Origin of the sequence: Limnohabitans sp. Rim8 (assembly GCF_945869175.1) — a bacterium.
Taxonomy (GTDB): domain Bacteria; phylum Pseudomonadota; class Gammaproteobacteria; order Burkholderiales; family Burkholderiaceae_C; genus Limnohabitans_A.
Map to the genome: position 1 here is coordinate 1 of NZ_CAMBNZ010000033.1, position 26,107 is coordinate 26,107.

Sequence of the window (26,107 nt, forward strand, 5' to 3'; positions counted from 1 at the left end):
AGTTGAATGAACTGGCCGTGATGCCCACAAAGCTGCTGCTGGCCGAATCACCTTTGCGTGCACCTGGCGCGAACGTGGTGATGACGGTCACTCCCGTGGCAAAGCGCGACAGGGCTTGCTTGAAATGCTTCGTTTCAAAGTCTGGGCTCAGCGCTTTGATGTGAAATGGGGGGGCTGGGTACATAGGTTGATCATAGTTGAATTGCATGAATTTTCATATAAACTGATCGTTCATGTCTGCAGGTGAGCCGTTCAGCACTGCAGGCCAAGGAGACAAGCATGCTGGTGGAACGAATCGAAAACAGGTGGCTCGCGGCGTTTACCCGCACCTTCACGCTGTGCAAGGTGCAGCCAGGTGAGGTGGTGGCGATTTTGGCCGAAACCCAATCACGCCGGGTCAACGTGGACTTGGCCCGCCTGGCGCTGGAGGCCATGGGGGCCCGTGTGTTCGAGGTCACTTTGACCACGCCCCCGCTGACCGCACCCGCGCCGGTGCGCTCCACCGGCGCCAGCGACGCCATTGGTCAGCTGGGCCCGGTGGTGGCCGCGCTGGCCCGCGCCGACATGGTGGTGGACTGCACCGTCGAGGGCCTGCTGCACGCCCCCGAACTGCCCACCATCATGAAGGGCGTGGACGGGCACATGCCGCGCTTGTTGATGGTGTCGAACGAGCACCCCGAAATTTTGGAACGCACCGTGCCCGATCCAGCGATCGAAGGCGTGGTGCGCGCGGCCATGAAAAAGCTTCGCGCCGCGCAGCAGATGCATGTGACGTCTGCCGCAGGCACCGACCTGCGCGTGAACCTGAAACAGGGCGACAAACAAGCCGTAGTGGGCGGTGTCTGGGGGTTCTGCCCCAAGCCCGGCATGGTGTCGCACTGGCCTGCGGGCTTGGCGCTGGCGTTTCCGCCTGCGGGCAGCGTCAACGGCACGCTGGTCATGGCGCCGGGTGATGTGAACCTGACCTTCAAAAGCTATTTGCGCGACACGATTCGCCTGACCATCGAGAACGACAGCGTGGTCGCCATCGACGGGCAGGGTGTGGATGTGGACATGATGCGCGGTTACTACAAAGCTTGGGAAGACTTGGAGGGCCACCGCGCCTGCTACGCCGTCTCGCATGTGGGCTTTGGCTTGAACCCGGCTGCACGCTGGGACGCCATGGCGTTTTACGACAAGCGCGATTGCAACGGCACCGAGCTGCGGGCCTTTGCGGGCAACTTTTTGTATTCGACCGGGGCCAACGAAGTGGCAGGCCGCCACACGCTGGGCCATTTCGATTTGCCCATGCGTGGCTGCACCATTCGGCTCGACGACACCGTGGTGGTGGATGCCGGTCAGGTCGTGAGCGCGGCGCTGGCATGAGCACGCTGATGTCTTGCGTGGCCGTGCCCGCTTGTGGGAGCGACGCCCCCATCGCGAAAATTTCGGCTGATCGCCGCGAGGGCGCGGCTCCTACAAAACCCACATTGGTTTTTTTGCACGGCATTGGCGGGCGTGCCAGTGCGTGGGCGCCCATCCAGCAAGCCTGCGCCCAAGCGGGCTACGCCAGTGTGGCCTGGGACATGCCGGGCTACGGCGACAGCCCGATGATCGAGCCTTGCACATTTGACGGTTTGGCCGATGCGCTGGCCGCGCTGATGGACGCACAGGGTTTGCAGCAGGCGGTCTTGGTGGGCCACAGTCTGGGCGGCATGGTGGCCTTGCAAATGTGGGCGCGCCACCCCGAACGCGTGGCAGGCTTGGTGCTGGCCGCCAGCAGTCCGGGCTTTGGCCAAGGCAGCGGCGATTTTCAAAAAGCGTTCATCGCCCAGCGCCTGGCCCCATTGGAAGCAGGCCAAAGCATGGCCGATGTGGCCGATACCCTGGTGCCAAGCATGGTGGCCCCGGGCTTTGACGGCCCGGGTCTGGCGCAGGCCAAAGCCTGCATGGGATCGATCACCCCAGCCGCTTACAAGGCGGCGCTCAGCGCGCTGGTGCAGTTTGAGCAGCGCAGCGCCCTGCCCACGATCACCGTGCCCACGCTGTGCATTGCGGCCGAACACGACCGTACTGCCGCGCCCTCGGTGGTGCAACGCATGGCCGAGAAAATTCCTGATGCGCGATACCTGTGCCTGCCGGGCGTGGGCCATTTGCTGACGTTTGAGCAACCCGACAGCTTTGCCCAAACACTGCTGCCTTTTTTGTGGAGATTTGGATGACCGATGTGCCAAACAAGACCATGACGAAAGCCATGCCCACCGTCATGCCGATTTGTGGTGACGACTACCCCTTGACCGAAAAACAGCAAAAGCTGATGGCGCTGGCCCGGCAATTGGGCCGCGAGAAGTTTGCTCCGCGTGCAGCGCAGCTCGACCGCGACGCCCAGTTCCCGTTTGCCAACTACGACGACATGCGCGAGGCGGGTCTGCTGGCGCTGTGTGTGCCTGAGGCGCATGGCGGCCACGGTGCCGACTACGCGACGTATGCGATGGTCTCGGCCGAGATCGGGCGCTACTGCGGCGCCACGGCGCTGACTTTCAACATGCATGTCTGCACCATGCTGTGGAGCGGCTTGCTGTCCGAAGACCTGGAGATGACGCCCGAGCAGCGCGCCACCCACCGCCAGCACCAAGCCACGCACTTTGCCCGTGTGGTGAAAGACGGCGCGATCTACGCCCAACCGTTTTCTGAAGGCGGCGCTGCGGCCTCAGGGGCGCAACCCTTTGGCACCCTGGCGGTCAAGGTGGAGGGCGGTTGGAAGGTCAACGGCAAGAAGATTTTTGCCTCGTTGTCGGACGCGGCCGATTACTTTGGCGTGCTGTGCACGGAGAAGAAGCCCGATGTCGACCTGTCGCGCCGCGACACCTTGTACCTGGCCATACCCCGCACCGCGCCAGGCCTTACCATCGAAGGCGACTGGGACCCGCTGGGCATGCGCGCCACGGTGTCACGCAATCTTGTTTTCAAAGACGTGTTCGTGCCCGACGATGCGGCGCTGATGCCGCAGGGCCTGTACTTCCAAGCCGCCAGCCGCTGGCCGCACATGTTCATGACGCTCTCGCCCACTTACATGGGGATCGCCCAAGCGGCGTATGACTTCACCGTCGCCTACCTGCGTGGCGAGATTGCGGGCACGGGCCCCGTCAAGCGCCGCCAGTTCGCGACCAAGCAAATCGCCTTGGCCGAGATGTTCATCAAGCTCGAACAAACCCGAAACCTGTTTTTGCGTGCGATTGAAGACGCCAAGGTGGATCCAGCCAAGTCCACCCGCCTTCGCGCCTATGCCGCGCAGTACACCATCATGGAAAACGCCCAAGACATGGCCCGCTTGGCGATCCGCACCTGCGGTGGCCAGTCCATGCTCAAAAGCTTGCCGCTGGAGCGCCTGTACCGCGATGCGCGCTGCGGCTCGCTCATGCTGCCCTGGACGGCCGAGTTGTGCCTGGACCGCATTGGCCGCGAAGCGCTGTACGAAGCTGGCGAAAAAGACGAGTGATGACCGGCAAGGAAACCAGCCTTCTGGCGGCGCGTTTTGCGCAGCTGGCGCAGGAGCACGGTGCACAACCGGCCATGACCTTTCGGGGAGAAGAGTGCAAACCCGGCAGCACCTTGGCGTATGACTTCGCCAAGTTCTGGCGCCGGGTGCAGCGCGTCACCGCACACCTGCAGTCCACCTGGGGCGTGCAGAGCGGCGACCGCGTGGCATGGTTGGGCCTCAACCACGAACTGCAATTGGTCACGCTGGTGGCGTGCGCCCGCTTGGGTGCGGTCTTCTTGCCCCTGAACTTTCGCCTGGCGGTGCCCGAGTTGCAGCAGGTCATGAGCGATGCGCAGCCGCGCCTGCTGGTGTACGACACCCCACATGCCAACTCAGCGCAGGCGCTGAACGCGGAAGGCCTCCGGCACATCCACCACGACAGCTTGATCACCCAGGCATCGCCACGCAACCTGTCGCTGCCCGATGTGCACAGCGAGCGACCTTTGCTGCTGGTCTACACCTCAGGCACCACGGGTGTGCCCAAGGGTGCGGTGCACACGCAAGCGGCGCTGCTGGCCAACGCCCGGGCCAGCGCATGGGCCCACGACTTCGTGTCCGGCGACAAAGTGCTTTCCACCTTGCCGATGTTCCATGTGGGGGGCTTGTGCATCCAGACCCTGCCTGCCTTGCTGGCGGGGGTGGAGGTGGTCTTGCATCCGCGCTTTGACCCGTCGGCTTGGCTCGATGAAATGAACACGAGTCGCCCCACGCTGTCGCTTTTGGTGCCCGCGACCATGCGCGCCCTGTTTGAACACCCGCGATGGGTCAACACACCGCTGGCCTGCCTGCGCGGCATCATGACGGGATCATCTACCGTGCCCGTGGCGTACCTCGAAGCACTGCACGCACGGGGTGTGCCGGTGGGCCAGGTTTACGGAACGACAGAAACCGGCCCTGTATCCATCGTGCTGCGCCTGCCGAATGCCATGGCCCGAGTGGGCGCCTCGGGCTGGCCACATCCCGAGGCTCAGGTTCGACTGATTGACACGCAAGGTCAAGACGTCGGCCCTGGTGAGACTGGCGAGGTCTGCATACGCGCCACCAACCTGATGCGCGGTTATTGGCTTGCCGACGGCGAGCCCAACTGCGGCCTGCAAAACGGTTGGTTCCACTCCGGTGATCTGGGTCAACGGGCCGAAGACGGATGCATCACCATCGTGGGCCGCAGCAAGGACATGATCATTTCGGGCGGCGAGAACATCTACCCCGCTGAAATCGAAAACCAGCTCGTCACCTTGCCCGGCGTGGCCGAGAGTGCGGTGGTCGCCGTGACCGATGCGCGCTGGGGCGAAGTGCCCGTGGCGGTGCTGGTGCTTGCGCTGGACGCAGCAGGACAAAGCCTGACGGCTGAAGACGTGTTGCAACATCTGCAAAGCCGCATTGCCCGCTTCAAGTTGCCGCGCCGCGTGGTCTTTCTGGACAGTCTGCCCAAGAGCGCCTTGGGCAAAGTACAAAAGCCCGCCTTGCAGGCTCTTTTGACCGGGACAAACCCTTAAAAACAGCGACTTTCTTCGCTTGAGCGACAGGGTTTTCGGCCCTGCATGGCATCATCATTTGATGCATAAAATCAAGGAGATACGCATGGTCCCAATGTCCCGCCCATTCAAACGCCGTCCCATTCTGGGCTTGGCCGCTGCGATGTTGTTGTCGCTGGCACCCACAGCGTGGGCCCAAACCGCATGGCCCAACAAACCGGTCAAGATCGTGGTGCCTTTTGCGCCTGGCGGCACCACCGACATCTTGGCCCGGGCGATTGCGCCGGAATTGGGCAAAGCCTTTGGCCAGCAATTCGTCATCGAGAACAAAGGCGGCGCGGGGGGTAACCTGGGCGCTGAAATCGTGGCCAAGTCAGCGGGTGACGGCCACACCCTGCTCATGGGCACTGTGGGCACACACGGCATCAACCGTGCCCTGTACGCCAAGCTGCCCTATGACCCCTTCAAAGATTTCGCGCCCATCACGCTCGTCGCGGGTGTGCCCAACGTGATGGTGGTCAACGCCGAAAAAGCGGCAGCGAACAAAATCAACAACGTCAATGATTTCATCAAATATGCCAAAGCCAACCCCGGCAAGCTGAACATGGCTTCCAGCGGCAACGGCACCTCGATCCATTTGGCGGGTGAGTTGTTCAAGTCCCAGACCGGGATTTTTATGGCCCACATTCCTTACCGGGGTTCTGGCCCGGCCTTGCTGGATTTGTCGGGTGGCAACATGGACGTGATGTTTGACAACCTGCCTTCGTCCATTCCATTGATCAAGGGCGGCAAACTCAAAGCCTTGGCCGTGACCAGTGCACAGCGTTCGGCAGCCATGCCTGAGCTGCCCACCGTGGAAGAGGCTGCTGGGCTCAAAGGTTTTGAAGCCAGCAGCTGGTTTGGTTTGCTGGCCCCCGCAGGCACCCCGGTTGATGTGGTCAACCGCATCCAGCAAGAAGTCGCCAAGGCACTGGCCACGCCCGCTTTGAAAGAGCGCTTGGCCACGCTGGGCGCGATTCCGAGCGGCAATACGCCCGCACAATTTGCGGCCTTGATTGACGCCGAGCACAAAAAGTGGGCCGAGGTGGTCAAAGCCTCGGGTGCCAAGGTCGACTGACATGCCTTGGTTTGACAGTTTCGAGCAGCAAACGCTTTCGGTGGCAGGCTTGCCGGTGTGCTTTCGGCGATCGGCCGATTGGGCAGGGCAAGGGCATTTGCCCGTGCTGGTTCTGCTGCACGGCTTTCCGCAAACCCACGTCATGTGGCAGCGCGTCGCGCAAAAATTGCGGGGTCGCTACCGCATCGTCATGCCCGACCTTCGGGGTTATGGCGATTCGTCGCACGCCGTGGGCGATGCCGAGCACGCGCACTACAGCAAGCGCGCCATGGCGCAAGAGGTGGTGGGCCTGCTGGATGCCTTGGGCGTGGACGACTTTTTCTTGTGTGGCCATGACCGGGGTGGCCGGGTGGCACATCGGTTGACGCTGGACCATTCGACGCGGGTCAAGAAACTGTGTGTCATCGACATCGCGCCCACACTCGACATGTACAGCGGGCATTGGGGCAAAACGCCGGCAGTTACCGGCCCGGTGGCAGACCCTTATTTCGCCTTTGCGCAAGCGTATTACCACTGGTTCCATTTGACGCAGCCAGCGCCGCTGCCCGAGCTCATGGTCGGTGGCAACCCCAAAGCCTATCTGCACGCCAAGCTGGGCGGCTGGGGCAGTCAAGGGCTGGCTTACATCGAGCCCGAAGCCCTGGCCGAATACGAGCGTGCCTTTTGTAACCCGACCCTGAACAACAAGGGGTGGTCAGCGGCCATCCACAGCGCGGCAGAAGACTACCGCGCCAGCACGGGCATCGACCTGCAGCACGACCGGGAAAGCCGCGAGCGCGGCGAGAAGATCGCCTGTGACACCTTCGTGCTGTGGGGCGAACGGGGTGTGGTCAACCGCATGTTCAAACCGGTTGAGCTCTGGCAAGCGCAATGTTCTGGCCAAGTCAGTGGCCAGGTCATGCCATCGGGCCACTTCATTCCAGAAGAACTGCCCGAGCAGACCGCGCAGGCCTTGCGCGATTTCTTGGCCTGATCAGGCCCCGCAGCACTTCTTGTATTTTTTCCCGCTGCCACAGCTGCAAACATCGTTGCGCCCGGGCGTGGCGGTCTTGATGACTTGGGCCACACGCGGGCCGATGTTGCGCCAGATTTCTCGCAGGTCGTACACCGCCCACAGCGCTTCGCCGTAGGCGTTCAGGCGGTTTTCGCTCACGCTGAGCGGGCCGTCTTCCGACAGGGCCGACAAGGTGGGCACATCGCTGTCGTCTTCGGTCAGTGCCACCACGGCTTCGAGCGACAGGTCGTACCATTTGGCGGCGTCTTTGTCCTTGGGTGTGGCCCATTCGTCAGGCCAGTTCTCGACGGCGAACATGAAGCCCAACGCCCACACCTGCGCAAAAGACGGGATCTCGCTGTCGTCGATTTCTTCGCGTTCTTCGGGGGGCAGCGAGGCGATCGCGCCACGCACGTCCATCACCTCCGGGGCGTAGGCTTTGTCGTCGTCCAGTGCTTCCACCGGGGTGTCGAGCGCGAGCTGGATTTCGTCAAAACGGCGCTGCCACAAAGCCATGAACTGCTGGCGCTGGGTCTCGTCGGCAAATCGGCCACCCTCAGGTTCAGTGGGGTCAATGCCCAGCAGCATTGGCACCCATTCACCCTCGGGAATGGCGCGGCGGCAGCACACCAGCGCCGCCATGAAGCCCTCGCAAAACTCCCACTGCGGCGTTTCTTCAAAGCGCTCACGCAGGTCGTCCAGGATGTTGTCCAGGGTGTCAAAGTCTTCGGCTTCCAAGCCAGCGGTCGTGTTCATGCGGTGTTCCTGTCATCAGTTGAGGATTGTAGGAGGGGACAGGCCGAGGCCGTGATCACAGACGGTGACATGCGGTTGCCGACTGAATGTTCCGTCATTGAAATTTGAGCGCAACAATAAAATAACAAAATATATACAATAAACACGATCTAAATACCAAGTCGCGATACAAATGTTGGACATCAACGATGCAATCATCCTGGGGTGTGCAGCCCAAGGCGGGCCCATGGCCAGTGCAGCGACCGAGCAAACGGGTTTGACGCGGGTGGCGGTTTCGAGGCGAATCAAGAAGCTGGCTGATACAGGTTACTTGCAGCGCCACGGCACGGGCACGCGGCAAACCTACAGCTTGGGCGACAAGCGGTTTTGGTTGCGCGTTGAGCCCCTAGACCCGATCGTGCAACGCGGTGGCGAGATGGTGGTGTGGGAGCAGCATTTGGCGGCTTTGATGGCAGACTTGCCGGCCAACGTCAAAAACCTGGCTTACACCGCCTTCACGGAAATGCTGAACAACGCTTTGGACCACTCCAATGGCCAGCATGTGGTCATGGGCATGCATGTGCAGAGCGGGCAATTGCAAATGTTGGTATGTGATGACGGCGAGGGGATTTTTCGCAAGATCGCCAAAGCGGCGGATTTATTCGATCCGCGTTTGGCCATTCTGGAGTTGGCCAAAGGCAAGTACACCACTGCGCCAATAGGTCACTCCGGCATGGGCATTTTTGTGTCGTCGCGCATGATGGATGGCTTTGCCATTGAGTCGAGTGGTTTGCGTTTCGACCCGCATGAAGCCAGCGCCCCGCTGCCGGTTTTTGACTGGATTGACATCAATGCGCAGCTTAAACCCGCACAGGCGCAAACGATGGTGCGCATGGCCATTGCGTTGGACAGCACCCGCACGGGCAATGATGTGTACTTCAAGTATTTTGAGTCGAGCAATGTGGGTGATGCCGAGCCCGGCGAGGCTTTTCACACCACTGAAATTCCGGTGCGCTTGGCCCAATTGAGCAGCGAGTTGGTGTCTCGTTCCCAAGCCAAATGGGTGATGAACCGCGCCACCCAGTTCAAGACTGTGATTCTCGATTTTGAGAGCGTGGTCCATGTGGGCCAGGCCTTCGTGGACGAGGTGTTCCGCGTCTTTGCCACGGCACACCCGCACATCCGCCTCAAGACCATGGGCATGAGCCCAGAGGTAGCCAAGCTGGTGAGCTTGTTTGGCGGCGAAAAGGTTTGATGTGTGGTCCTGAGGGGCAGACTGGTCAAGGGTTCAGGGTATGACCGGGTTCAGCGCCACGCCACAGCGCTCCAGGCGTTTTTTCATGCACAGCACTTGCGCGTCTTTGGTGTGCAGGGCAGCCGTGTGGGCGACCGCCAGGTCGATGAACTTTTGGTCGTCGGAATCTTTGCAGACGTATGGGGCTTTGGGTGCATCGGGCTGGAGTTGCACAAGGCGGTCAAAGTGGGCCAGTACGGCATCAGCGGGCAGGGCTCGGGCGGTGAGGCGCTTGGCAATTTGTGGGTAAGCCAGCACACGGGCCAGCTCTTCGCGCATGGCGGCGGTGGCCAGCCATTGTGTGCCGCCGCGCTCAAGGCTCAGGCGAAGCGTTTCGGACCGGGGTTCGTCAAACACCCAGAGGTCGAGCACGATGTTGGTGTCCAGCACGCGCCGGGTTGGGGCTTGTGCATCCGGGCCAGCACTCATGGCGCAGGAGTTTCTTCAGCCCCCGGTGTGTCGGCGCCGGGGGGTGCGTTGCGCTTCAAGCTGCCTTTGACCATGTCAAAGCGGAACAGGCGGCATTCAATGGGGCCGTTCCACATGGGCACGCGGCGTGATTCTTTCAGGCGCATCTTGCTGGGCAATTTCAGGTCGGGCGTGAGCATCCAGGCGCTCCAGCCGCTGTAGTTCTTCTTCCAATGGCTGGCCAGCTGGGCAAAAAAGTCGACGCTGTCGTCGCCGTCTTGGGTTTGGGCGGTTTCGCGGTGGTGGCTTTGATCCGCAGCGCGTGCGCTTGAGCGCGCATCGGCCAAAGCCCCGGGCTGGAAGTTCTCTCGCCCACGCCCCGCCACACCGGCTGCGGCAATGCGCTCGCCATAAGGCGGGTTGAGCAGCATGACGCCGGGTGTCTCGCTGGGTGGCATGCGCTGCAGCGCGTCACCACCCCGGAACTCGATCACGCCCGAGACGCCCGCACGCTCGGCATTGCGCTCGGCAAAGTCGACCATGCGAAAAGCCACATCGCTGCCAAAGATGGGCGCGGTGGGTTCGTGTTCTTGGTTGCGGGCTTCTTCGACCAGGCCTTGCCAGACGTGGTTCTGGAAGGGCAGGAGCTTTTCAAAACCAAAGCGCCGCTGCAAACCGGGCGCGATGCCACAGGCGATTTGCGCCGCTTCGATCGGAAGGGTGCCGCTGCCGCAGCAGGGGTCGTACAAAGGCACCGTGCGATCCCATCCACTGGCGGCGATCATGGCGGCGGCCAGCGTTTCCTTCAGGGGTGCGTCGCCCTTGTCGGTGCGCCAACCGCGCTTGAACAGGGGCTCGCCCGAGGTGTCGATGTACAGCGTGAGTGTTTCGGGTGTGAGGTGGGCATAGATGCGCACATCGGGCCAGCTGGTGTCGACGCTGGGGCGCTCGCCGCGCTTGGCGCGAAAGCGGTCGGCCACGGCGTCTTTGATCTTGAGGGCTGCAAAGTTCAGGCTGGTCAGCGGACTGTGCTGGGCGGTGATGTCGATTTTGAAGGTTTGCTTGGGCGTGAACCAGATTTCCCAGGCCACTTCACTGGCGGCACGGTACAGGTCGTTCTCGTTGCGGTAATCGGTCACCGACAGTTGTACCAGCACGCGTTGCGTCAGGCGGCTGTACAGATTGATGCGCATCGCATCGCGCCAAGAGGCCCGGGCCATCACGCCGCCGCGGCCCGTCATCAGGTCATGGCCTGTGAGCCCTGTGATGGCGTGTACCTCGTCGGCCAAAAAGCCCTCGACGCCCGCGGCGCAAGGCATGAACAGGTTCAATGAATTCACTCAAATGTTCTCAAAGAGTTTTGCGCAGGTTCGCAGGGGCGATCTTCAGGGCTTCGCGGTATTTGGCCACCGTGCGGCGGGCGCAGTCGATGCCTTGCTCTTTCAGCATTTCGGAGATCTGGTTGTCCGACAGCGGTTTGGCGGGTTTTTCAGCGGCCACAAACTGTTTGATGAGCGCCCGCACGGCGGTACTCGATGCAGCGCTGCCGCTGTCGGTGCCCAGGCCCGAGCCAAAGAAAAACTTCAGCTCGAAGGTGCCTTGTGGCGTGGACATGTATTTGGCCGTGGTCACCCGGCTGATGGTGGACTCGTGCATGCCCAGTTCGTCAGCGATCTCGCGCAGCACCAGCGGGCGCATGGCCAGCTCACCGTGTGTGAGGAAGTTCTTTTGGCGTTCCACAATGGCGGTGGACACACGCAAGATGGTGTCAAAGCGCTGCTGGATGTTCTTGATGAACCAACGCGCTTCTTGCAGCCGTTGCTGCAAGCCCGCGTGCGACGAGCCTTTGCTGCCGCGCAGGGCGTTGGCATAAATGTCGTGCACACGCAGTTTGGGCATCACATCCGGGTTGAGCTGAATTCGGAATTTGGGCGTGGCGGTTTTGCTGGTGTTGATCACCAACACGTCGGGAATGATGATGTTTTGCTCAGCCTGCACAAAGGGGCGACCGGGCTTGGGCTCGAGCCGGGCGATGAAGGGGATGGCCGTTTTGACCAGCGCTTCATCCAGGCCGCAGGACACGGCCAGGCGCTTGAAGTCGCGCTTGGCCAACATCTCCAAAGGCTGGGCGCAAACGGCCAGCGCGGCTTGGGCCACCTCGTCATCGGGATCGTCTTTGAGCCAGGCTTTGATCTGGATGCGCAGGCACTCGGCCAGGTCACGGGCACCCACACCCACAGGTTCGAGCGACTGCAGCAAACCCAGTGCCACGGTGAAGCGGTGCACCAGTTCGTCGAGCTCCTCGTAATCGTCGCTGCCCGCCAAACTGGCAGCCAGCTCGGGCAGGGTATCGGTCAGGTAGCCGTCGTCGTTGAGCGACTCGATCAAAAAGCGCAGCGCGGCGCTGTCCACTTCGGACAGCCTCAGCGACAGCGCTTGGCGGTGTAAAAAGTCAGTCAATGAGCCGCTGCTGCGGGCCAGGTCGATGGCGTCGGCGGTTTCCTCGCCATTGTTTTGACGTGGGACCGCGTCTCCCCCCCATTCGCTGTCATCGGGGCGCATGTCCACGCTGCCGTCGCCGTCCCAACTCTCGGCCACATCGGTCAAGGCTTCATCGCTGCTTTCGCTGGCATTGTCTTCGCTGCTGCTGGAGGTGCTGGCGCTTTCGCTGACGCGGTCGCCCAAGCTCATAGGGGTGTCGGTTTGTTCCAGCCCAAACGCTTCTGAGGCAGCTTCTTCTTCGCTGCGTTCCAAAAATGGGTTGTCGTCCAGCATCTGATCGACTTCTTGCGACAACTCCAAAGTGGACAGTTGCAGCAGGCGGATGGATTGTTGCAACTGGGGCGTGAGCGCCAGGTGCTGGGACATCCGAAGCGACAGACCGGGCTTCATGGCTGTACTTTCATGGCGGGGACGTGGCGCGCGTGCATCACATTCGGAAGTGTTCGCCCAGGTACACCCTGCGTACCTCGGCATTGGCCACGATGTCGTCGGGTGTTCCTTCGGCCAGCACGCGGCCTTCGCTGATGATGTAAGCGTGGTCGCAAATACCCAGCGTTTCGCGCACGTTGTGGTCGGTGATCAGCACGCCAATGCCTCGCTGCTTCAAAAAAGCAATGATGCGTTGGATCTCGATCACGGCGATCGGGTCAATGCCGGCAAACGGCTCGTCCAACAAGATGAAGCGCGGATCGGTGGCCAGCGCCCGGGCAATTTCCACGCGGCGGCGCTCACCGCCTGACAAGGCCATGGCGGGCGAATCTCGCAGGTGTTCGACACGCAGATCGGCCAGCAGTTCGCTCAGGCGTTTTTCGATGTCCACCGCCGACAAGGCCTTGCCCTGTGCATCGGTTTGCAGCTCCAAAATGGCGCGCACATTTTGCGCCACCGTGAGCTTGCGAAAAATGGAGGCTTCTTGTGGCAGATACGATAAACCCATGCGCGAACGCTTGTGGATGGGCATGCGCGTGACGTCTTGTCCGTCGATCAAGATCTGCCCACCATCGCCGCGCACCAAGCCGACGATCATGTAAAACGAGGTGGTTTTGCCTGCACCGTTGGGGCCGAGCAGGCCCACCACTGCGCCTTTTTCGACTTGTACAGAGACATCGTGCACCACCTTGCGGCTGCCATAAGCTTTTTTTAGGTGGTTCGCCACCAAGCTGCTGCCGATGACGGGTTCGGTCATGGTTTTTTGCCTTCTGCAGCGGCTGGACTGGCCCTCAAAGCCGGAAGGGGTGGGGTGGACGGCTGCTGTGCAGGCGGCACAGTGGCGGGGATGGTTTTTCGGGGGGTCAGCACCGCCCGCACCCGTTGATCTCGCGGGTCTGTGGCTTTGGCGCCTTGGACAGGCCGGTCCACGGTCATCACTTCGGTGGCGTTGTTGAAGACGATTTTTTCGCCTGTGATCTGATCTGCCAAAACCGTGCCGCGCAAAATCCGCACTTCCGCCCGCTTGACCAAGGTCAACATATCGGCTTGGCTGTCGTAAATCGCCATTTCGCCTTCACCTTCGGTGAATTCGTCCAAGCCTTCGCGTTTTTGGCGAAAGAAAACGCGTTCATTGGGGGCGGCCCAGATGTGTGCCACTTGCTGGCCATTTTTGTCTTGCTGAACTTCCATGCGTGCGCCGCGCAGCACCATGGTGCCCTTGAGCGCCACCACTTGCCCAGTGAATTGGGTGAGCAGTTTGTTTTCGTCATGGCGCATGGCATCCGCCTCAATCACCATCGGCTTGTCTCGGTCGGCTTTTTCTGCCCAAGCAGGCAAGCCCAACAAGCCCAGCCCTGAGGCGAGGAGGCCGATGGTGCGGAATAGATTTATTGAGGGCATGAATCTTGCTGTTTGATGGAATTGATTGTAGGCGCAAGCGTGGCCCGATCGACCTTTTGCCAGCGGATGGTGCGTAAAAAAAAGCCCGGTCAAGTCTGTACTTGATCGGGCTGCATCTGGCCGCGCCAGTCAGAAGGCGCGTTTCAGCTTTGTTTTTTGGCCGAGGCGGTCGGCGCCGAGCTTGTGCGCGTCTGAGCGATCAGGGATTCGGCCACTTTCAGGGCCCGGTCCATGCTGCCGGCCAAGCTGCCATCGATGTAAAAACGGCCAGCCACGCCCAAGGAGGGCACGCCTTCGACCTTGAAGTCGTTTTGCAGTTGCACAGCCCGCTTGAGTTTGCTGGCCACGCCAAACGACTTGTACACCTCGTTGAACTTGACTTTGTCCACGCCTTGCTTCTCGGCCCATGCCAGCACGCTGGCGTCGGTGTTCAGCATCAGTTTTTCCACATGGATGGCGGCAAACACCTTGGGGTGCAGCGATTCCATCAAATTCATGGCCTCGATCGTGAAAAACAAACGCTGTTGTGGGGCAAAGTCATCACGGAATGACACGGGCACGCGACGCACGACCACGTCTTTGGGCGCATTTTTGACCCACTGGGCAAAGCTGGGCTCAAACATATTGCAATGGGGGCAGCTGTACCAAAAGAACTCGATCAGCTCGATTTTTCCGGTGCCTGACTCGGTGGCCACTGGGCGGTCCAGGGTCAAAAAGTCCTTGCCGGACTTGAACAAAGCGGCTTGAGCCCAAGCCACAGAAGCGCTCCATCCAGCGCTGACGGTCAATGCAAAGGTTGAAAACAAACGGCGTTTCATGTCGGTCTTTCTCATCGGCGGTGCGTCTTCAGCGTTGGACACGCACCAAGGTGTTGTCAAAGCCACTGCCTTCGAGGCGGGTGCGGATGCGTTCAGCGGCGGTTTTGTCTGTGAACGGCCCCAAGCGTACGCGATACACCGTGCGGCCGGCTTGGTCGCGCTCAGAAACCTTGGCGTCCAAGCCCATTAAGGCGAGTTTGGCTTTCTGGGCATCGGCGTCGGCCAGGGTTCGGTAGGCCCCGACTTGGATCACATAGTCAAACGGATCGGCCGCATTGTCGTTGGCTGCAGGCGTGGACAGTCCAGATTTGGACTTGGCCAAGTCACCCAGCGGGTCAGCGGTGACGGCAGGGCGTGGTTCGGATTTGGGGGCATCGGCTGCGGTTTTTCCAACATCCCCTGTGGGGGTTTTGTCTTTGGCCGCCTCCGTTGTAGATGCAGCAGGCGCCGCTGGGGCTTCTGCAGGCGGCTTGGGCTGGAACATGCTGTTGGGATTCCAGTCCTTGTTTTTCTCGGTTTCCTGAACGTTTTGGTCGTTGGTGCGTGGCTGGTTTTTGTTGGAAAACGGCGTGGGCACTTTGGTCACATAGACGGCCACGGCCAAAGCCACGCCCAGGCCGATGACCAATCCGATGATGAAGCCCAGAAAAGTACCGCCGCGTTGGCTGTGGTGTGGCATGACCCGTCCTTTTACATTTTTTGTGGGGCAGACACACCCAGCACTTTCAGGCCGTTGCGCAGCACCTGCGCAGTAGCGGCCACCAAGGCCAAGCGGGCTTGTTTGACCGCCTCGTCGTCGACCAAAATGCGCTCGGCATCGTAGTAACTGTGGTACAGCGAGGCCAAATCGCGCAGGTAAAATGTCACATCGTGCGGCGCAAAGTCGGTGGCTGCCGATGTCAGCATCTCGGGGTACTTGGCCAAGGCCAGCATGAGGGCGTGGGCCTGCAGGCTTTGCAGCGCAGACAGATCGACTTGGGCCAGAGCGGTCGCATCCCCTCCCCATGCGGCCAGCACCGAGCAAATGCGTGCGTGGGCGTATTGGACGTAATACACCGGGTTGTCGTTGTTTTGGGCCAAGGCCAAGTCGATATCGAAGATGTATTCGGTATCGGGTTTGCGGGACAGCAAAAAGAAGCGCACCGCGTCTTTGTTGGTCCACTCGATCAGGTCGCGCAGCGTGACGTAGCTGCCCGCCCGTTTGGAAATTTTCACCTCAACGCCTGCGCGCATGACGCGCACCATGGTGTGTAGCACGTAGTCGGGGTAGCCTTCGGGGATGCCGACGTTGGCGGCCTGCAAGCCTGCGCGCACACGGGCGATGGTGCCGTGGTGGTCGGTGCCCTGGATGTTCACCACGCGGGAAAAACCGCGCTCCCACTTGGCAATGTGGTAGGCCACATCGGGCACAAAGTAAGTGTAGGTGCCGTCGCCCTTGCGCATGACGCGGTCCTTGTCGTCACCGTAATCGGTGGACTTGAGCCACAGCGCGCCGTCTTGCTCGTAGGTTTTGCCTGCCTCACGGAGTTTTTGCACGGCCGCATCGACCTTGCCACTGGTGTACAAGCTTGACTCTAAATAATAGTTGTCAAAGCGGACGTCAAAGGCTTGGAGGTCCAGGTCTTGTTCGTGGCGCAAATAAGCCACGGCGAACTGGCGCATGCCGTCCACGTCGTTCACATCGCCGCTGGCGGTGAACTCGCGGTCATCGGACTTGACGGTCTTTTGGGCCAAGAAGTCGTTTGCGATGTCTTGGATGTAGTCGCCGTTGTAAAACGCTTTGCTGTCGGGGTTTTCGGGATCGATCGGCCAACCCTCGTCGCCGGGCTTGACACCCAGGGCGCGCATGTGGGTGCTTTTGGCCAGGGTGCCGATTTGCACACCCGCATCGTTGTAATAGAACTCGCGGTAGACCTGTTGGCCTTGCGTGGCCAGCAAATTGCAAATGGCGTCGCCCAAAGCGGCTTGGCGGCCGTGACCGACGTGCAAGGGCCCTGTGGGGTTGGCCGACACGAATTCCACCAGCACTTTGTTGGCTTGGCCCGGTTGGTGGCCAAAGGCAGGACCGGCTTGCAGCACTTCATGCACCACGGCCTGTTTGGCCGCGTCTTTGAGCCGGATGTTGATGAAGCCCGGGCCTGCGAGTTCGATGGCATCGACCCATCGCTGAAATGCGGGGGTGGCCAACAAGGCTTCGCGCAGGGCTTCGCCCAGCTGACGGGGGTTTTGTTTCAGCGCTTTGGCCAGCTGCATTGCGGCGGTGCAGGCCAAGTCACCATGAGCGGCCACTTTGGGCGATTCAAAGGCGGCACGGCTGCTGGCGCCCGCCTGGAGTTTGTCGAGTTCTTGGGCCAGGGCCGAGAGCAAATGTTGTTTGGCAGAAAGCATAGGGGGCGATTTTACGGCTTGGGCCCATGACCGGCTTTCTGCCAGTAACCTGGTTGTGCGTAATGGTGCTTGAGGCAGTCCATCCACAGCCTGACCCGCAAGGGCAAATGCTTGCGCTGCGGGAAGACCACAAAAATCCCGTTGGGTGGCGCGGCAAAGTCTTCCAGCACAGCCACCAACTGGCCAGATTGGATTTCTTGCTCCACCTCCCATGTGCTGCGCCAGGCGATGCCGTAACCGGCCAGGCACCAATCGTGCAAGACTTGCCCATCCGAGCAGTCGAGCGGTCCGCCTGGGCGCAGGTGCATCACCTCGTGGCCGCTTTCGTTGGGGCTGCGAAAAGCCCAGCCCCGGGTTTGTGAGGCGTCGCTCGACAAAGTCAGGCAGTCGTGATGCAACAGATCGGCGGGTTGAAGCGGAGTGCCGCGTTGGGCCAGATAAGAGGGGGTGGCGACGCACAAGCGGCGGTTGTCGGCCAAGCGCACGCTGACCAAGGAGGAGTCGGGCAAGTCGCCCACGCGCACGGCGCAGTCCAATCCTTCGGCGGCCAAGTCCACCACACGGTCGCTCAAATTCAGAGAAATCGTCACATCTGGGTGCAGTTCGCGAAAGCGCGGCACCAGCGGTGCCACATGACGGCGTCCAAAGCCGGCAGGGGCGGTGATGCGCAAATGCCCGCTGGCTTTGACGCCGCCCGCGGACACGCTGGCCTCGGCGTTGGCCATATCCGACAGCAGGCGTTGGCAATCCTCTAAAAATGCACTGCCCTCGTGCGTGAGGGTGATGCGCCGTGTGGTGCGCACCAGCAGCTTCACGCCCAAGCTTTCCTCCAGCGCATCGAGCCGGCGGCCGATGATGGCCGGGGCCACGCCCTCAGCCCGGGCCGCAGCGGTGAGGCTGCCTTTGGTGGCAACCGCGACAAAGGTTTCGAAGGCTTTGAACTTGTCCATGCCGCAAGATTATGCGGTCTGAAGTTTCCAATCGGGGGTGTGGACCGTTTGATTGGCTGGGAAAGTGTAATTAAATGCTCCAGCCTTTGGGCAGGCCCACTTCGGGCGTCATGCCATACAGGGGCTCGCCTGGCAGTCCGGTGCGCAAGGACTCGCGTGCGGCCATGAGCAGGGACCAATCGATCCCTGTGGACACCCCCATGGCTTCCAGCATGAAGACCAGGTCTTCCGTGACCACATTGCCCGATGCGCCTGGGGCGTAGGGGCAGCCGCCCAGGCCACCGAGCGAGCTGTCAAAAGTGCGCACGCCCACTTCGTGAGCGGCCAGGCAGTTGGCCAGGCCCAAGCCTCGGGTGTTGTGCATGTGGGCTGAGCCCGTGAGGGATCCGATTTCTTGAAACATCCGCTTGAACAATCGGCGCACTTGCGCAGGGTTGCCCATGCCGGTGGTGTCCGACAGGCCAATCTCGTCCACACCGGCCTGTGCCAGCCACACCGCCAGACGCAGCACATCGTCTTCTGGGACACTGCCTTGCAAGGTACAGCCAAAGGCGGTGGACATGCCGATCTCGACCGGAACGCCCGGGGCCATCTCGTCGCGCAATCGCAAAACGGCCTTGACTTCCTCGACCATGGCTTCAGGTGTTTTGCGCACATTCGCCATCGAATGCGCTGCGCTGGCCGACACGGGCAGGGTGAGCTTTTGTGCCCCCGCCATGAGCGCTGCCTGAGCCCCACGCAGGTTGGGCACCAGGGCCATCACCCTTACCCCAGTGTGGCGCAAAGCGTGTTGCACCACCCGATCGGCGTCGGCCATTTGAGGCAGCAGTTTGGCGGGCACGAACGAGGCCACTTCGATTTCGCGCAAGCCTGCGGCGGCCAAGGCATCGATCCAGCGCAGCTTGTCGGCGGTGGGCATGGTGGCCTTGACCGACTGCAGGCCATCGCGCGGGCCGACTTCGCTGATCAGGACCTCAGGGGCGTGAATGCTTGTCATCACAGGATTAAACAACACTTGATTTGTGCAAAAAAGTCATGGGTTTATGGCTTTGATGCCTCTTTATCCACATGCAAACTTAGAATAAAGTCCATTCACGCCCAAATCAGTTCCACAGTTTTCACTGAAGGCCCGATTTCATCACCGCTTTCTTGTTATCCAACATCTTGTCGAGGCATCCATGACTGCACGCACCGCGATCCATAACCTGCAAGTGGCCAACCCCCTGCTGAGTTTCATCAACGAACACATGCTCCCCGCCACCGGCGTGGACCCCGCTAAATTTTGGAGAGGGTTCAGCGACATCGTCACCGATTTGGCCCCCAAAAACATGGCCCTGCTGGCCGAACGTGACCGCATCCAGACGGCCATGGACCAATGGCACAGTGACCACCCTGGCCCGGTCGGTCAAGGCAAGGCCATGAAGGACTACCGCAAATACCTGAGCCAGATCGGTTACTTGGTGCCCGAGCCCAAAAACGCTCAGGCCACCACCGCCAACGTGGATGCCGAACTGGCCAAGCTCGCTGGCCCTCAATTGGTGGTGCCCATCCTGAACGCCCGTTACGCCCTGAATGCGGCCAATGCACGCTGGGGCTCCTTGTACGATGCGCTTTACGGCACCGATGCCATCAGCGAGGCCGATGGTTGTGAAAAAGGCACGGGCTACAACCCTCAGCGCGGTGCCAAAGTCATTGACTACTGCCGCCATGTGCTTGACCGCTGTGCGCCCCTCAAAAAGGGCTCGCATGTGGGCAGCAAGGGCTACGCCGTGAAAGCGGGCCAACTGGTGGTGACGCTCGCCGACGGCAAGACCAGCACGCTGGCCCATGCCAAACAGTTTGTGGGCTACACCGGTGATGCCAAGACCCCTGCTTCGGTGCTGTTCGTGCACAACGGCATCCACCTGGACCTGCAAATCAACGCCACCACACCCATTGGCAAAACCGATCCGGCCGGTGTTTCGGACCTGGTGGCAGAAAGCGCCTTGTCCACCATCCTGGACCTGGAGGACTCGGTGGCCGCGGTGGACGCCGAAGACAAAGTTTTGGCCTACGCCAATTGGTTGGGCATTTTGCAAGGCACCTTGAGCGAACAAGTGCACAAAGGCGGCAAGACCTTCACCCGCACCATGAACGGTGATCGCGAGTACACCAAGCCCGCAGGCAAGGGCTCAGTGAAGCTGCACGGTCGCTCGCTCATGTTCGTGCGCAACGTGGGCCACTTGATGACCAACCCGGCCATCACCTGGACCGCTGCCGACGGCAGCACGCAAGAAATCCCAGAGGGCATCTTGGACGCCATGGTCACCGTGACCTGCGCTCTGGTGGACCTGAAGAAAAAGTCGTCGCACCCGCTGCGCAACAGCCGCACCGGCAGCGTCTACATTGTCAAGCCCAAAATGCACGGCCCCAAAGAAGTGGCTTTTGCAGACGAGTTGTTTGGCCGCGTCGAAAAGGTCATCGGCATGAAGCCCTCCACCGTCAAGTTGGGCATCATGGACGAAGAGCGTCGCACCAGCGCCAACCTCAAAGCCTGTATCGCCTCAGCCAAGAGCCGCGTGGCCTTCATCAACACCGGCTTCCTGGACCGCACCGGTGACGAAATGCACACTTGCATGTTCGCCGGTCCCGTCATGCGCAAGGGCGACATCAAGAACAGCATTTGGCTGGCTGCCTACGAGAAAAACAACGTCAACGTGGGCTTGGCCTGCGGTCTGCGTGGTCGCGCCCAGATCGGCAAAGGCATGTGGGCCATGCCCGACCTGATGGCCGACATGCTGAAAGCCAAAATCGGTCACCCCCTGGCCGGTGCCAACACCGCCTGGGTGCCCAGCCCTACCGCCGCGACACTGCACGCCATGCACTACCACCAGGTGGACGTACCTGCACTGCAAAAGCAAATGGAAAAGGCGTTGGCCAAGCAAGACGCCAAGGCGCTGCGCGACGACACCTTGAACCAGTTGCTGCAGTTCCCGGTGGTGGCCCCAGACGCCGCCAACTGGTCTGAAGATGACAAGCAAAAGGAACTCGACAACAACGCCCAAGGCATTTTGGGCTATGTGGTGCGTTGGATTGACCAGGGTGTGGGTTGCTCCAAGGTGCCCGACATCAACGGCGTGGGCCTGATGGAAGACCGCGCCACGCTGCGCATTTCCAGCCAGCACATGGCCAACTGGTTGCACCACGGCGTGGTGACCGAGGCGCAAGTCAAGGCCACCATGGAGCGCATGGCTGCCGTGGTCGATGCGCAGAACGCGGGCGATGTGGCTTACCAGCCCATGGCGGGACATTTCGCGACATCGGCTGCCTACAAAGCCGCTTGCGATTTGGTTTTCAAGGGCAAGGCTCAACCCAGTGGTTACACCGAGCCACTGCTGCACGCTTGGCGTCTGAAGGTCAAGGCAGGGGCTTAAAGCAGCGACCATGTGCCAACTGCTCGGCATGAATTGCAACACCCCGACCGATGTCACCTTCAGCTTCAGCGGTTTTGCGCAGCGTGGTGGCATCACCGACCACCACGGCGATGGCTGGGGCATTGCTTTTTTTGAAGGGCAGGGCGTTCGCCACTTTGTGGACCACCAAAGTGCCAGTACTTCGCCAATTGCCGATCTGATTCGCCGCTACCCCATTCAAAGCCAGAACGTCATTGCCCACATCCGCAAAGCCACGCAGGGTGAGGTGAGTCTGGAAAACTGCCACCCTTTTGTGCGGGAATTGTGGGGTCGTTACTGGGTTTTTGCGCACAACGGCAACTTGCTGGATTACGCGCCCAGGCTGCACGGCAGCTTCAAACCGGTGGGACAGACCGACAGTGAACGTGCCTTTTGTTGGCTCATGCAAGAGCTGGCCAAGTCGCACGCCAGTGTGCCCAGCGTGCATGAGTTGTCTTTGACTTTGCGTGAGCTGGTGCCGCAAATCGCCCGCTTTGGCACCTTCAATTTCTTGCTCTCCAATGGGCAAGCACTGTGGGCGCACGCCAGCACCGGATTGCATTACGTGCTGCGCAGACACCCGTTCACACAAGCGACCTTGAGCGACAACGATTTGAGCGTGAATTTCGCCGACCACACCCATGAGAGGGACCGGGTGGCCGTGGTGGTGACCGCCCCTTTGACCACCGATGAGGCTTGGGTGGCTTTTGATCCAGGTCGCTTGTACACCTTTGAAGCCGGTGATTTGATGCCTTAGCCTGCGTTGCTTGAACGCTTGCTCCGTTGCATGGTTTTCAAAGCGCCGATTCCACCGCCTCCATGAACAGCGCCGCCACATCGCAGCCCATCTGGTCGGTGATTTCCTGAAAGCAAGTCGGGCTGGTCACGTTGATCTCGGTCAGGCTGTCGCCGATGATGTCCAGGCCCACCAGCATCAGGCCGCGTGCGAACAGGATCGGGCCCAAGGCTTCTGCGATTTCGCGGTCACGCATCGAAATCGGTTGCGCCACGCCCTTGCCACCTGCAGCCAAGTTGCCGCGTACTTCACCGCCTTGCGGAATGCGTGCCAGGCAAAACGGCACGGGCTTGCCGCCAATCAACAGCACCCGCTTGTCGCCTTGCGCGATGCCGGGCAGGAACTTTTGCACCATCACGGTTTGTGCACCGCCTTGGTTCAGGGTCTCGATGATGGCGCCCAGATTCAGGCCGTCAGCGCCCACTTTGAAAATGCCCATGCCGCCCATGCCGTCCAGCGGTTTCAAGATGATGGTGCCATGCGAGGCATGGAAAGCACGGATGTCGGCTTCGTTGCGCGTGACCAATGTGGGCGCGATGAACTGCGGAAACTCCAGAATGACCAGCTTTTCGGGGTGGTTGCGCAAGGCGGCTGGGCTGTTGAACACCTTGGCCCCTTCGCGCTCGGCTTGGCTCAGCAGGTGGGTGGCGTAAAAGTATTCGCTGTCAAACGGCGGATCGGTGCGCATGATGACCGCGTCAAAGTCTTTCAACGCCGCACGGTTTGAAGCAGTTTGGGTGAACCAGGCATCAGGCTGCCCCGTGAGCGTGATGTCGCGCACTTGTGCTGAAACGGCTTCGCCTTGCTGCCAACGCACATCGGTCATCTCGCAGGCCACCACCTGGTGGCCGCGCTTTTGCGCCTCGCGCATCATCGAAAACGTGGTGTCCTTGTAGATCTTGAAGGACTCGAGAGGGTCGGCAATGAAGAGAGTTTTCATGGGCACATTGTAGGAGGGCAGGGCCTTCGGTGAGGAGGGTGAGATGGGTCGCGTTACTGGAAAGCGACCTCGGCAAAGCTGCGCAGCTTTCGGCTGTGCAACTGCGCCGGGCCAGCAGCGCGCAGCAATTCGAGCGCTCGGATGCCAATTTGCAGGTGTTGGTTGACCCGCTCCCGGTAGAAGTGGTTGGCCATCCCAGGCAACTTGATCTCGCCGTGCAAGGGTTTGTCGCTCACGCACAGCAAGGTGCCATACGGCACCCGAAAGCGAAAACCGTTGGCGGCAATGGTGGCGCTTTCCATGTCCAGCGCTACGGCACGGCTTTGGCTGAAGCGCCGTTGGGGGGTGTTGTCGGGCAGCAGCTCCCAGTTTCGGTTGTCGGTGCTGGCCACCGTGCCGGTGCGCATGAGGCGTTTGAGTTCAGCCCCTTGGCTTCCCGTGACCTCTGAAACTGCACGTTCTAGCGCCACTTGAATTTCGGCCAGCGCCGGGATCGGCACCCACAGCGGCAGCTCTTCGTCGAGCACATGGTCTTCTCGCACATAGGCGTGCGCCAGCACGTAGTCGCCCAGCTGCTGGGTGGTGCGCAGGCCCGCGCAGTGGCCCACCATCAACCAAGCATGCGGACGCAGCACGGCGATGTGGTCGGTGATGGTTTTGGCATTGGCCGGGCCCACACCAATGTTGACCATGGTGATGCCACTGTGACCTTCGCGCACCAAGTGGTAAGCAGGCATTTGCGGCAAGCGTGGAGGGGCAGCACCCAGAGCATCGCCTGCCTGCGCGGGTGAACCTGCGCGGCGGGTGACCACATTGCCAGGCTCTACAAAAGCCGTATAAGGGCTGCCCGGTTTGGCCATTTCGGCATGCCCCAGTGCAATGAACTCGTCAATGTAGAACTGGTAATTCGTGAACAGCACGTAGTTCTGAAAATGAGACGGGTTGGTGCCGCTGTAATGGCGCAAGCGGTGCAGCGAGTAATCGGTGCGTGCCCCGGTGAACAGCGACAGTGGTTGGGGCTGGCCATGGGCCCCGTGCCAAGTGCCGTTGGCGATGCTGTCGTCCATCGCCGTCAGATCGGGCAGGTCAAACACATCGCGCAAACGGTTGCGGCGCGCGGCCGTCATTTCGCCTTCCATGTGCTCGTTTTCTGCAAATGAGAAATGCACCGGCATCGGGTCTTTGCTGGTCCCCACTTCCAGGCGAACGCCGTGGTTGCGGATCAGCAGGTCAAACTGGGCCAGCAAGTAGCCCGCAAACAACTCCGGCCGTGTCAGGGTGGCGGCGTATTGACCAGCACTGGCCACAAAACCGTAGCTCAAGGGCTCTTGATCGGCGTCGTGCGCAGGCATCCAGTCGGTGGCAGTCTCGATGCGGACATAAGGGTAACAAGCGCGCACCCGGTCTTGCAGGTCATCTCCGGCCACGTAGCTTTGCATCGCTTGGCGCAAATGCGTCACGCTTTGCTCGTAAATGGCTTGCACGCGGGCCAAAGCGGATTCGGCGGTGTCGAAGATTTCTGGGGCGATGAAGGGGATGGGGGTTTTCATGGATGGATTGTGCCCGCGCTGATTGGGTGTGCAACTCCAAGAGTTTGCAACTGCCTGGCTCGCAGTGAAATGAAGACGGCAGGCATCCAAACGGTCAGGGAGATTCATTCAAAAGAATTAACGAGTGCCAACACTGGAGATTCATTGAAATCCCCTGACGTTTGTCCGGCCAATTTAACCGTCACATAAATGAAACATCCGCTCTATAAATTCAAAAATCCCCAACTTGGAGCAACCTTTTCATGTCTCATTCTTTCGACCCCATCGACAACACATCCAACAATGAGCACTTCCAAGAAGTTCTCGACAAAGCCCTGAGCAACCCTTCACGCCGTTCTATTTTGCGCGGCGGTTTGGGCTTGGCGTCCATGTTTGCTTTGCCCATGCTGCCAGGTTGCGGCGGCTCCACGACAGCGAGCAATGCCTTGCCAGCCCTTGCCAGCAGCACCTTGATGAAATTCACGCCGGTCGCCAAGAGCTTGGCCGACCAAGTTTGGGTTCCTGCAGGCTACACCGCCAAAATTTTGCACGCCACTGGCGACACCATGAAGACTGGCGTTCTTGCCTATTCCAATGCCGGCACCGATGACGCCGAAAGCTGGGCCAACCGCGTGGGTGACCAGCACGACGGCACAGAGATTTTTTACATCGGCTCCAACGGCAAATCCAAAGGCAGCTACAGCTATGCATCCGGCGACAAGGCCGTGCTGGCCGTCAACAATGAAAGTTCTGCAGAAGCGCACTTCTTTCACCCAACAGGCCAAACGTCAGGCGCTGCCATCGGCAAAAAATTCGATCAGTTTGGCCAATGGACCTTGGGCGCACGTCCTGCTTCCGAAGCCATCAAAGAAATCTTGATGCACGGCGTCACTCTGGTGGAAGTGAACTTGGACGCGAACGGCAAGCCCACCGGCTACAACCCGACATCGTCCTTGAACCGCAGAATCACGCCTGAAACCGTCATGACGGTGACTGGGCCTGCTGCTGAATTGGCCAATTTGAAAGCCATGATGGTCACCAAGTTTGATCCCACTGGAACCACAGTGCGTGGCACCTTGAACAACTGCGGTACTGGCATCACCCCTTGGGGCACCCTGATCACTTGCGAAGAGAACTGGGCCACTTACTTCACCATGCCTGCCGGCTCCACTGTACCCACTGACGCTAAGTTGATCGCTTCTCGCAAGCGTTACGGCGTTCAGGACACCGCCACTTCCGCCACGGCCACCACTTCGCGCACACAAGGCTGGCACACCGTGACCGGCGCAGACCCCACCGCCAGATTCGCCCGTTGGAACGTGTCCGCTTCGGGTGCGACTGCAGCCGCAGACTTCCGCAACGAGCCACAAACCTTTGGCT

The 26,107-nt window shown here is 60.6% G+C and carries 23 protein-coding genes and 1 pseudogene; 10 read left to right on the forward strand and 14 right to left on the reverse strand.

Annotated features, from left to right (window positions below; translation table 11 throughout):
* A pseudogene (locus tag Q0O19_RS06845) lies at positions 1–184 on the reverse strand (flavin reductase); the annotation flags it as partial.
* A 95-nt stretch (positions 185–279) separates the two neighbouring features.
* Here Q0O19_RS06845 and Q0O19_RS06850 point away from each other — a divergent pair.
* The 6 genes from Q0O19_RS06850 to Q0O19_RS06875 all read left to right on the forward strand — a co-directional run bounded on the left by Q0O19_RS06850 (position 280) and on the right by Q0O19_RS06875 (position 7,085).
* Positions 280–1,365, forward strand: a complete 1,086-nt coding sequence (locus Q0O19_RS06850; protein WP_295521247.1) for a peptidase M29 — start codon at positions 280–282, stop codon at positions 1,363–1,365.
* Positions 1,362–2,201 carry an alpha/beta hydrolase gene (locus Q0O19_RS06855; protein WP_295521249.1) on the forward strand — a complete coding sequence of 280 codons (840 nt, stop codon included), beginning with the start codon at positions 1,362–1,364 and terminating at the stop codon, positions 2,199–2,201. The genes Q0O19_RS06850 and Q0O19_RS06855 overlap by 4 nt, the downstream gene beginning before the upstream one ends.
* Positions 2,202–2,233: 32 nt before the next feature.
* Complete coding sequence (locus Q0O19_RS06860) at positions 2,234–3,478, forward strand: acyl-CoA dehydrogenase family protein (RefSeq protein ID WP_295521283.1); 1,245 nt, start codon at positions 2,234–2,236, stop codon at positions 3,476–3,478.
* Positions 3,478–5,016: an AMP-binding protein gene (locus Q0O19_RS06865; protein ID WP_295521251.1), complete on the forward strand. Its 1,539-nt coding sequence runs from the start codon at positions 3,478–3,480 to the stop codon at positions 5,014–5,016. Before Q0O19_RS06860 ends, Q0O19_RS06865 begins: the two co-directional genes overlap by 1 nt.
* A 142-nt stretch (positions 5,017–5,158) precedes the next feature.
* On the forward strand, positions 5,159–6,112 hold the full coding sequence (locus Q0O19_RS06870) for a tripartite tricarboxylate transporter substrate binding protein (protein ID WP_295521284.1): 954 nt from the start codon (positions 5,159–5,161) through the stop codon (positions 6,110–6,112).
* Between the two features lies 1 nt (position 6,113).
* Entirely contained in the window at positions 6,114–7,085 is a 972-nt protein-coding gene (locus Q0O19_RS06875) for an alpha/beta hydrolase (protein ID WP_295521253.1), read from the forward strand.
* On the opposite strand, the gene Q0O19_RS06880 is transcribed toward Q0O19_RS06875, so the two are convergent.
* On the reverse strand, positions 7,086–7,862 hold the full coding sequence (locus tag Q0O19_RS06880; RefSeq protein WP_295521254.1) for a UPF0149 family protein: 777 nt from the start codon (positions 7,860–7,862) through the stop codon (positions 7,086–7,088).
* Between the two features lie 172 nt (positions 7,863–8,034).
* Between Q0O19_RS06880 and Q0O19_RS06885 the strand changes: the two genes are divergently transcribed.
* Positions 8,035–9,096 (forward strand): DUF4325 domain-containing protein, encoded by a 1,062-nt coding sequence (locus Q0O19_RS06885; RefSeq protein ID WP_295521256.1) that lies wholly within the window; start codon positions 8,035–8,037, stop codon positions 9,094–9,096.
* Between the two features lie 33 nt (positions 9,097–9,129).
* On the opposite strand, the gene Q0O19_RS06890 is transcribed toward Q0O19_RS06885, so the two are convergent.
* The 10 genes from Q0O19_RS06890 to Q0O19_RS06935 form a co-directional block, all read right to left on the reverse strand.
* A complete protein-coding gene (locus tag Q0O19_RS06890; protein WP_295521258.1) occupies positions 9,130–9,564 on the reverse strand; it encodes a putative toxin-antitoxin system toxin component, PIN family in 435 nt (144 codons plus the stop codon).
* Positions 9,561–10,883, reverse strand: a complete 1,323-nt coding sequence (locus Q0O19_RS06895) for a THUMP domain-containing protein (protein ID WP_295521260.1) — start codon at positions 10,881–10,883, stop codon at positions 9,561–9,563. Before Q0O19_RS06895 ends, Q0O19_RS06890 begins: the two co-directional genes overlap by 4 nt.
* Positions 10,884–10,893: 10 nt before the next feature.
* Complete coding sequence (locus Q0O19_RS06900) at positions 10,894–12,435, reverse strand: RNA polymerase factor sigma-54 (RefSeq protein WP_295521262.1); 1,542 nt, start codon at positions 12,433–12,435, stop codon at positions 10,894–10,896.
* Between the two features lie 37 nt (positions 12,436–12,472).
* A complete protein-coding gene (lptB, locus tag Q0O19_RS06905; RefSeq protein ID WP_295521264.1) occupies positions 12,473–13,231 on the reverse strand; it encodes an LPS export ABC transporter ATP-binding protein in 759 nt (252 codons plus the stop codon).
* Entirely contained in the window at positions 13,228–13,875 is a 648-nt protein-coding gene (lptA, locus tag Q0O19_RS06910; protein ID WP_295521265.1) for a lipopolysaccharide transport periplasmic protein LptA, read from the reverse strand. The genes lptB and lptA overlap by 4 nt, the downstream gene beginning before the upstream one ends.
* 143 nt (positions 13,876–14,018) lie before the next feature.
* Positions 14,019–14,693 carry a thiol:disulfide interchange protein DsbA/DsbL gene (locus Q0O19_RS06915; protein WP_295521267.1) on the reverse strand — a complete coding sequence of 225 codons (675 nt, stop codon included), beginning with the start codon at positions 14,691–14,693 and terminating at the stop codon, positions 14,019–14,021.
* 28 nt (positions 14,694–14,721) lie between these two features.
* Complete coding sequence (locus Q0O19_RS06920; protein WP_295521269.1) at positions 14,722–15,372, reverse strand: SPOR domain-containing protein; 651 nt, start codon at positions 15,370–15,372, stop codon at positions 14,722–14,724.
* An 11-nt stretch (positions 15,373–15,383) separates the two neighbouring features.
* Positions 15,384–17,081: an arginine--tRNA ligase gene (gene argS / locus Q0O19_RS06925; protein ID WP_295521271.1), complete on the reverse strand. Its 1,698-nt coding sequence runs from the start codon at positions 17,079–17,081 to the stop codon at positions 15,384–15,386.
* A gap of 11 nt (positions 17,082–17,092) precedes the next feature.
* A complete protein-coding gene (locus Q0O19_RS06930) occupies positions 17,093–18,031 on the reverse strand; it encodes a LysR family transcriptional regulator (protein ID WP_295521273.1) in 939 nt (312 codons plus the stop codon).
* A 70-nt stretch (positions 18,032–18,101) separates the two neighbouring features.
* Positions 18,102–19,028: a hydroxymethylglutaryl-CoA lyase gene (locus Q0O19_RS06935; RefSeq protein WP_295521275.1), complete on the reverse strand. Its 927-nt coding sequence runs from the start codon at positions 19,026–19,028 to the stop codon at positions 18,102–18,104.
* Positions 19,029–19,209: 181 nt separating this feature from the next.
* On the opposite strand from Q0O19_RS06935, the gene Q0O19_RS06940 reads away from it, so the two are divergent.
* Together Q0O19_RS06940 and Q0O19_RS06945 are read left to right on the forward strand one after the other, a co-directional pair.
* A complete protein-coding gene (locus Q0O19_RS06940; RefSeq protein WP_295521277.1) occupies positions 19,210–21,444 on the forward strand; it encodes a malate synthase G in 2,235 nt (744 codons plus the stop codon).
* Positions 21,445–21,454: 10 nt separating this feature from the next.
* Positions 21,455–22,219: a class II glutamine amidotransferase gene (locus tag Q0O19_RS06945; RefSeq protein WP_295521279.1), complete on the forward strand. Its 765-nt coding sequence runs from the start codon at positions 21,455–21,457 to the stop codon at positions 22,217–22,219.
* Positions 22,220–22,256: 37 nt separating this feature from the next.
* Here the strand turns inward: Q0O19_RS06945 and gshB are convergent, their stop codons facing one another.
* On the reverse strand, positions 22,257–23,198 hold the full coding sequence (gshB, locus tag Q0O19_RS06950) for a glutathione synthase (protein WP_295521280.1): 942 nt from the start codon (positions 23,196–23,198) through the stop codon (positions 22,257–22,259).
* 53 nt (positions 23,199–23,251) lie between these two features.
* Complete coding sequence (locus Q0O19_RS06955) at positions 23,252–24,748, reverse strand: AMP nucleosidase (protein ID WP_295521281.1); 1,497 nt, start codon at positions 24,746–24,748, stop codon at positions 23,252–23,254.
* 242 nt (positions 24,749–24,990) lie between these two features.
* On the opposite strand from Q0O19_RS06955, the gene Q0O19_RS06960 reads away from it, so the two are divergent.
* The coding region (locus tag Q0O19_RS06960) for an alkaline phosphatase PhoX (RefSeq protein ID WP_295521282.1) at positions 24,991–26,107 on the forward strand (1,117 nt) is incomplete at its 3' end.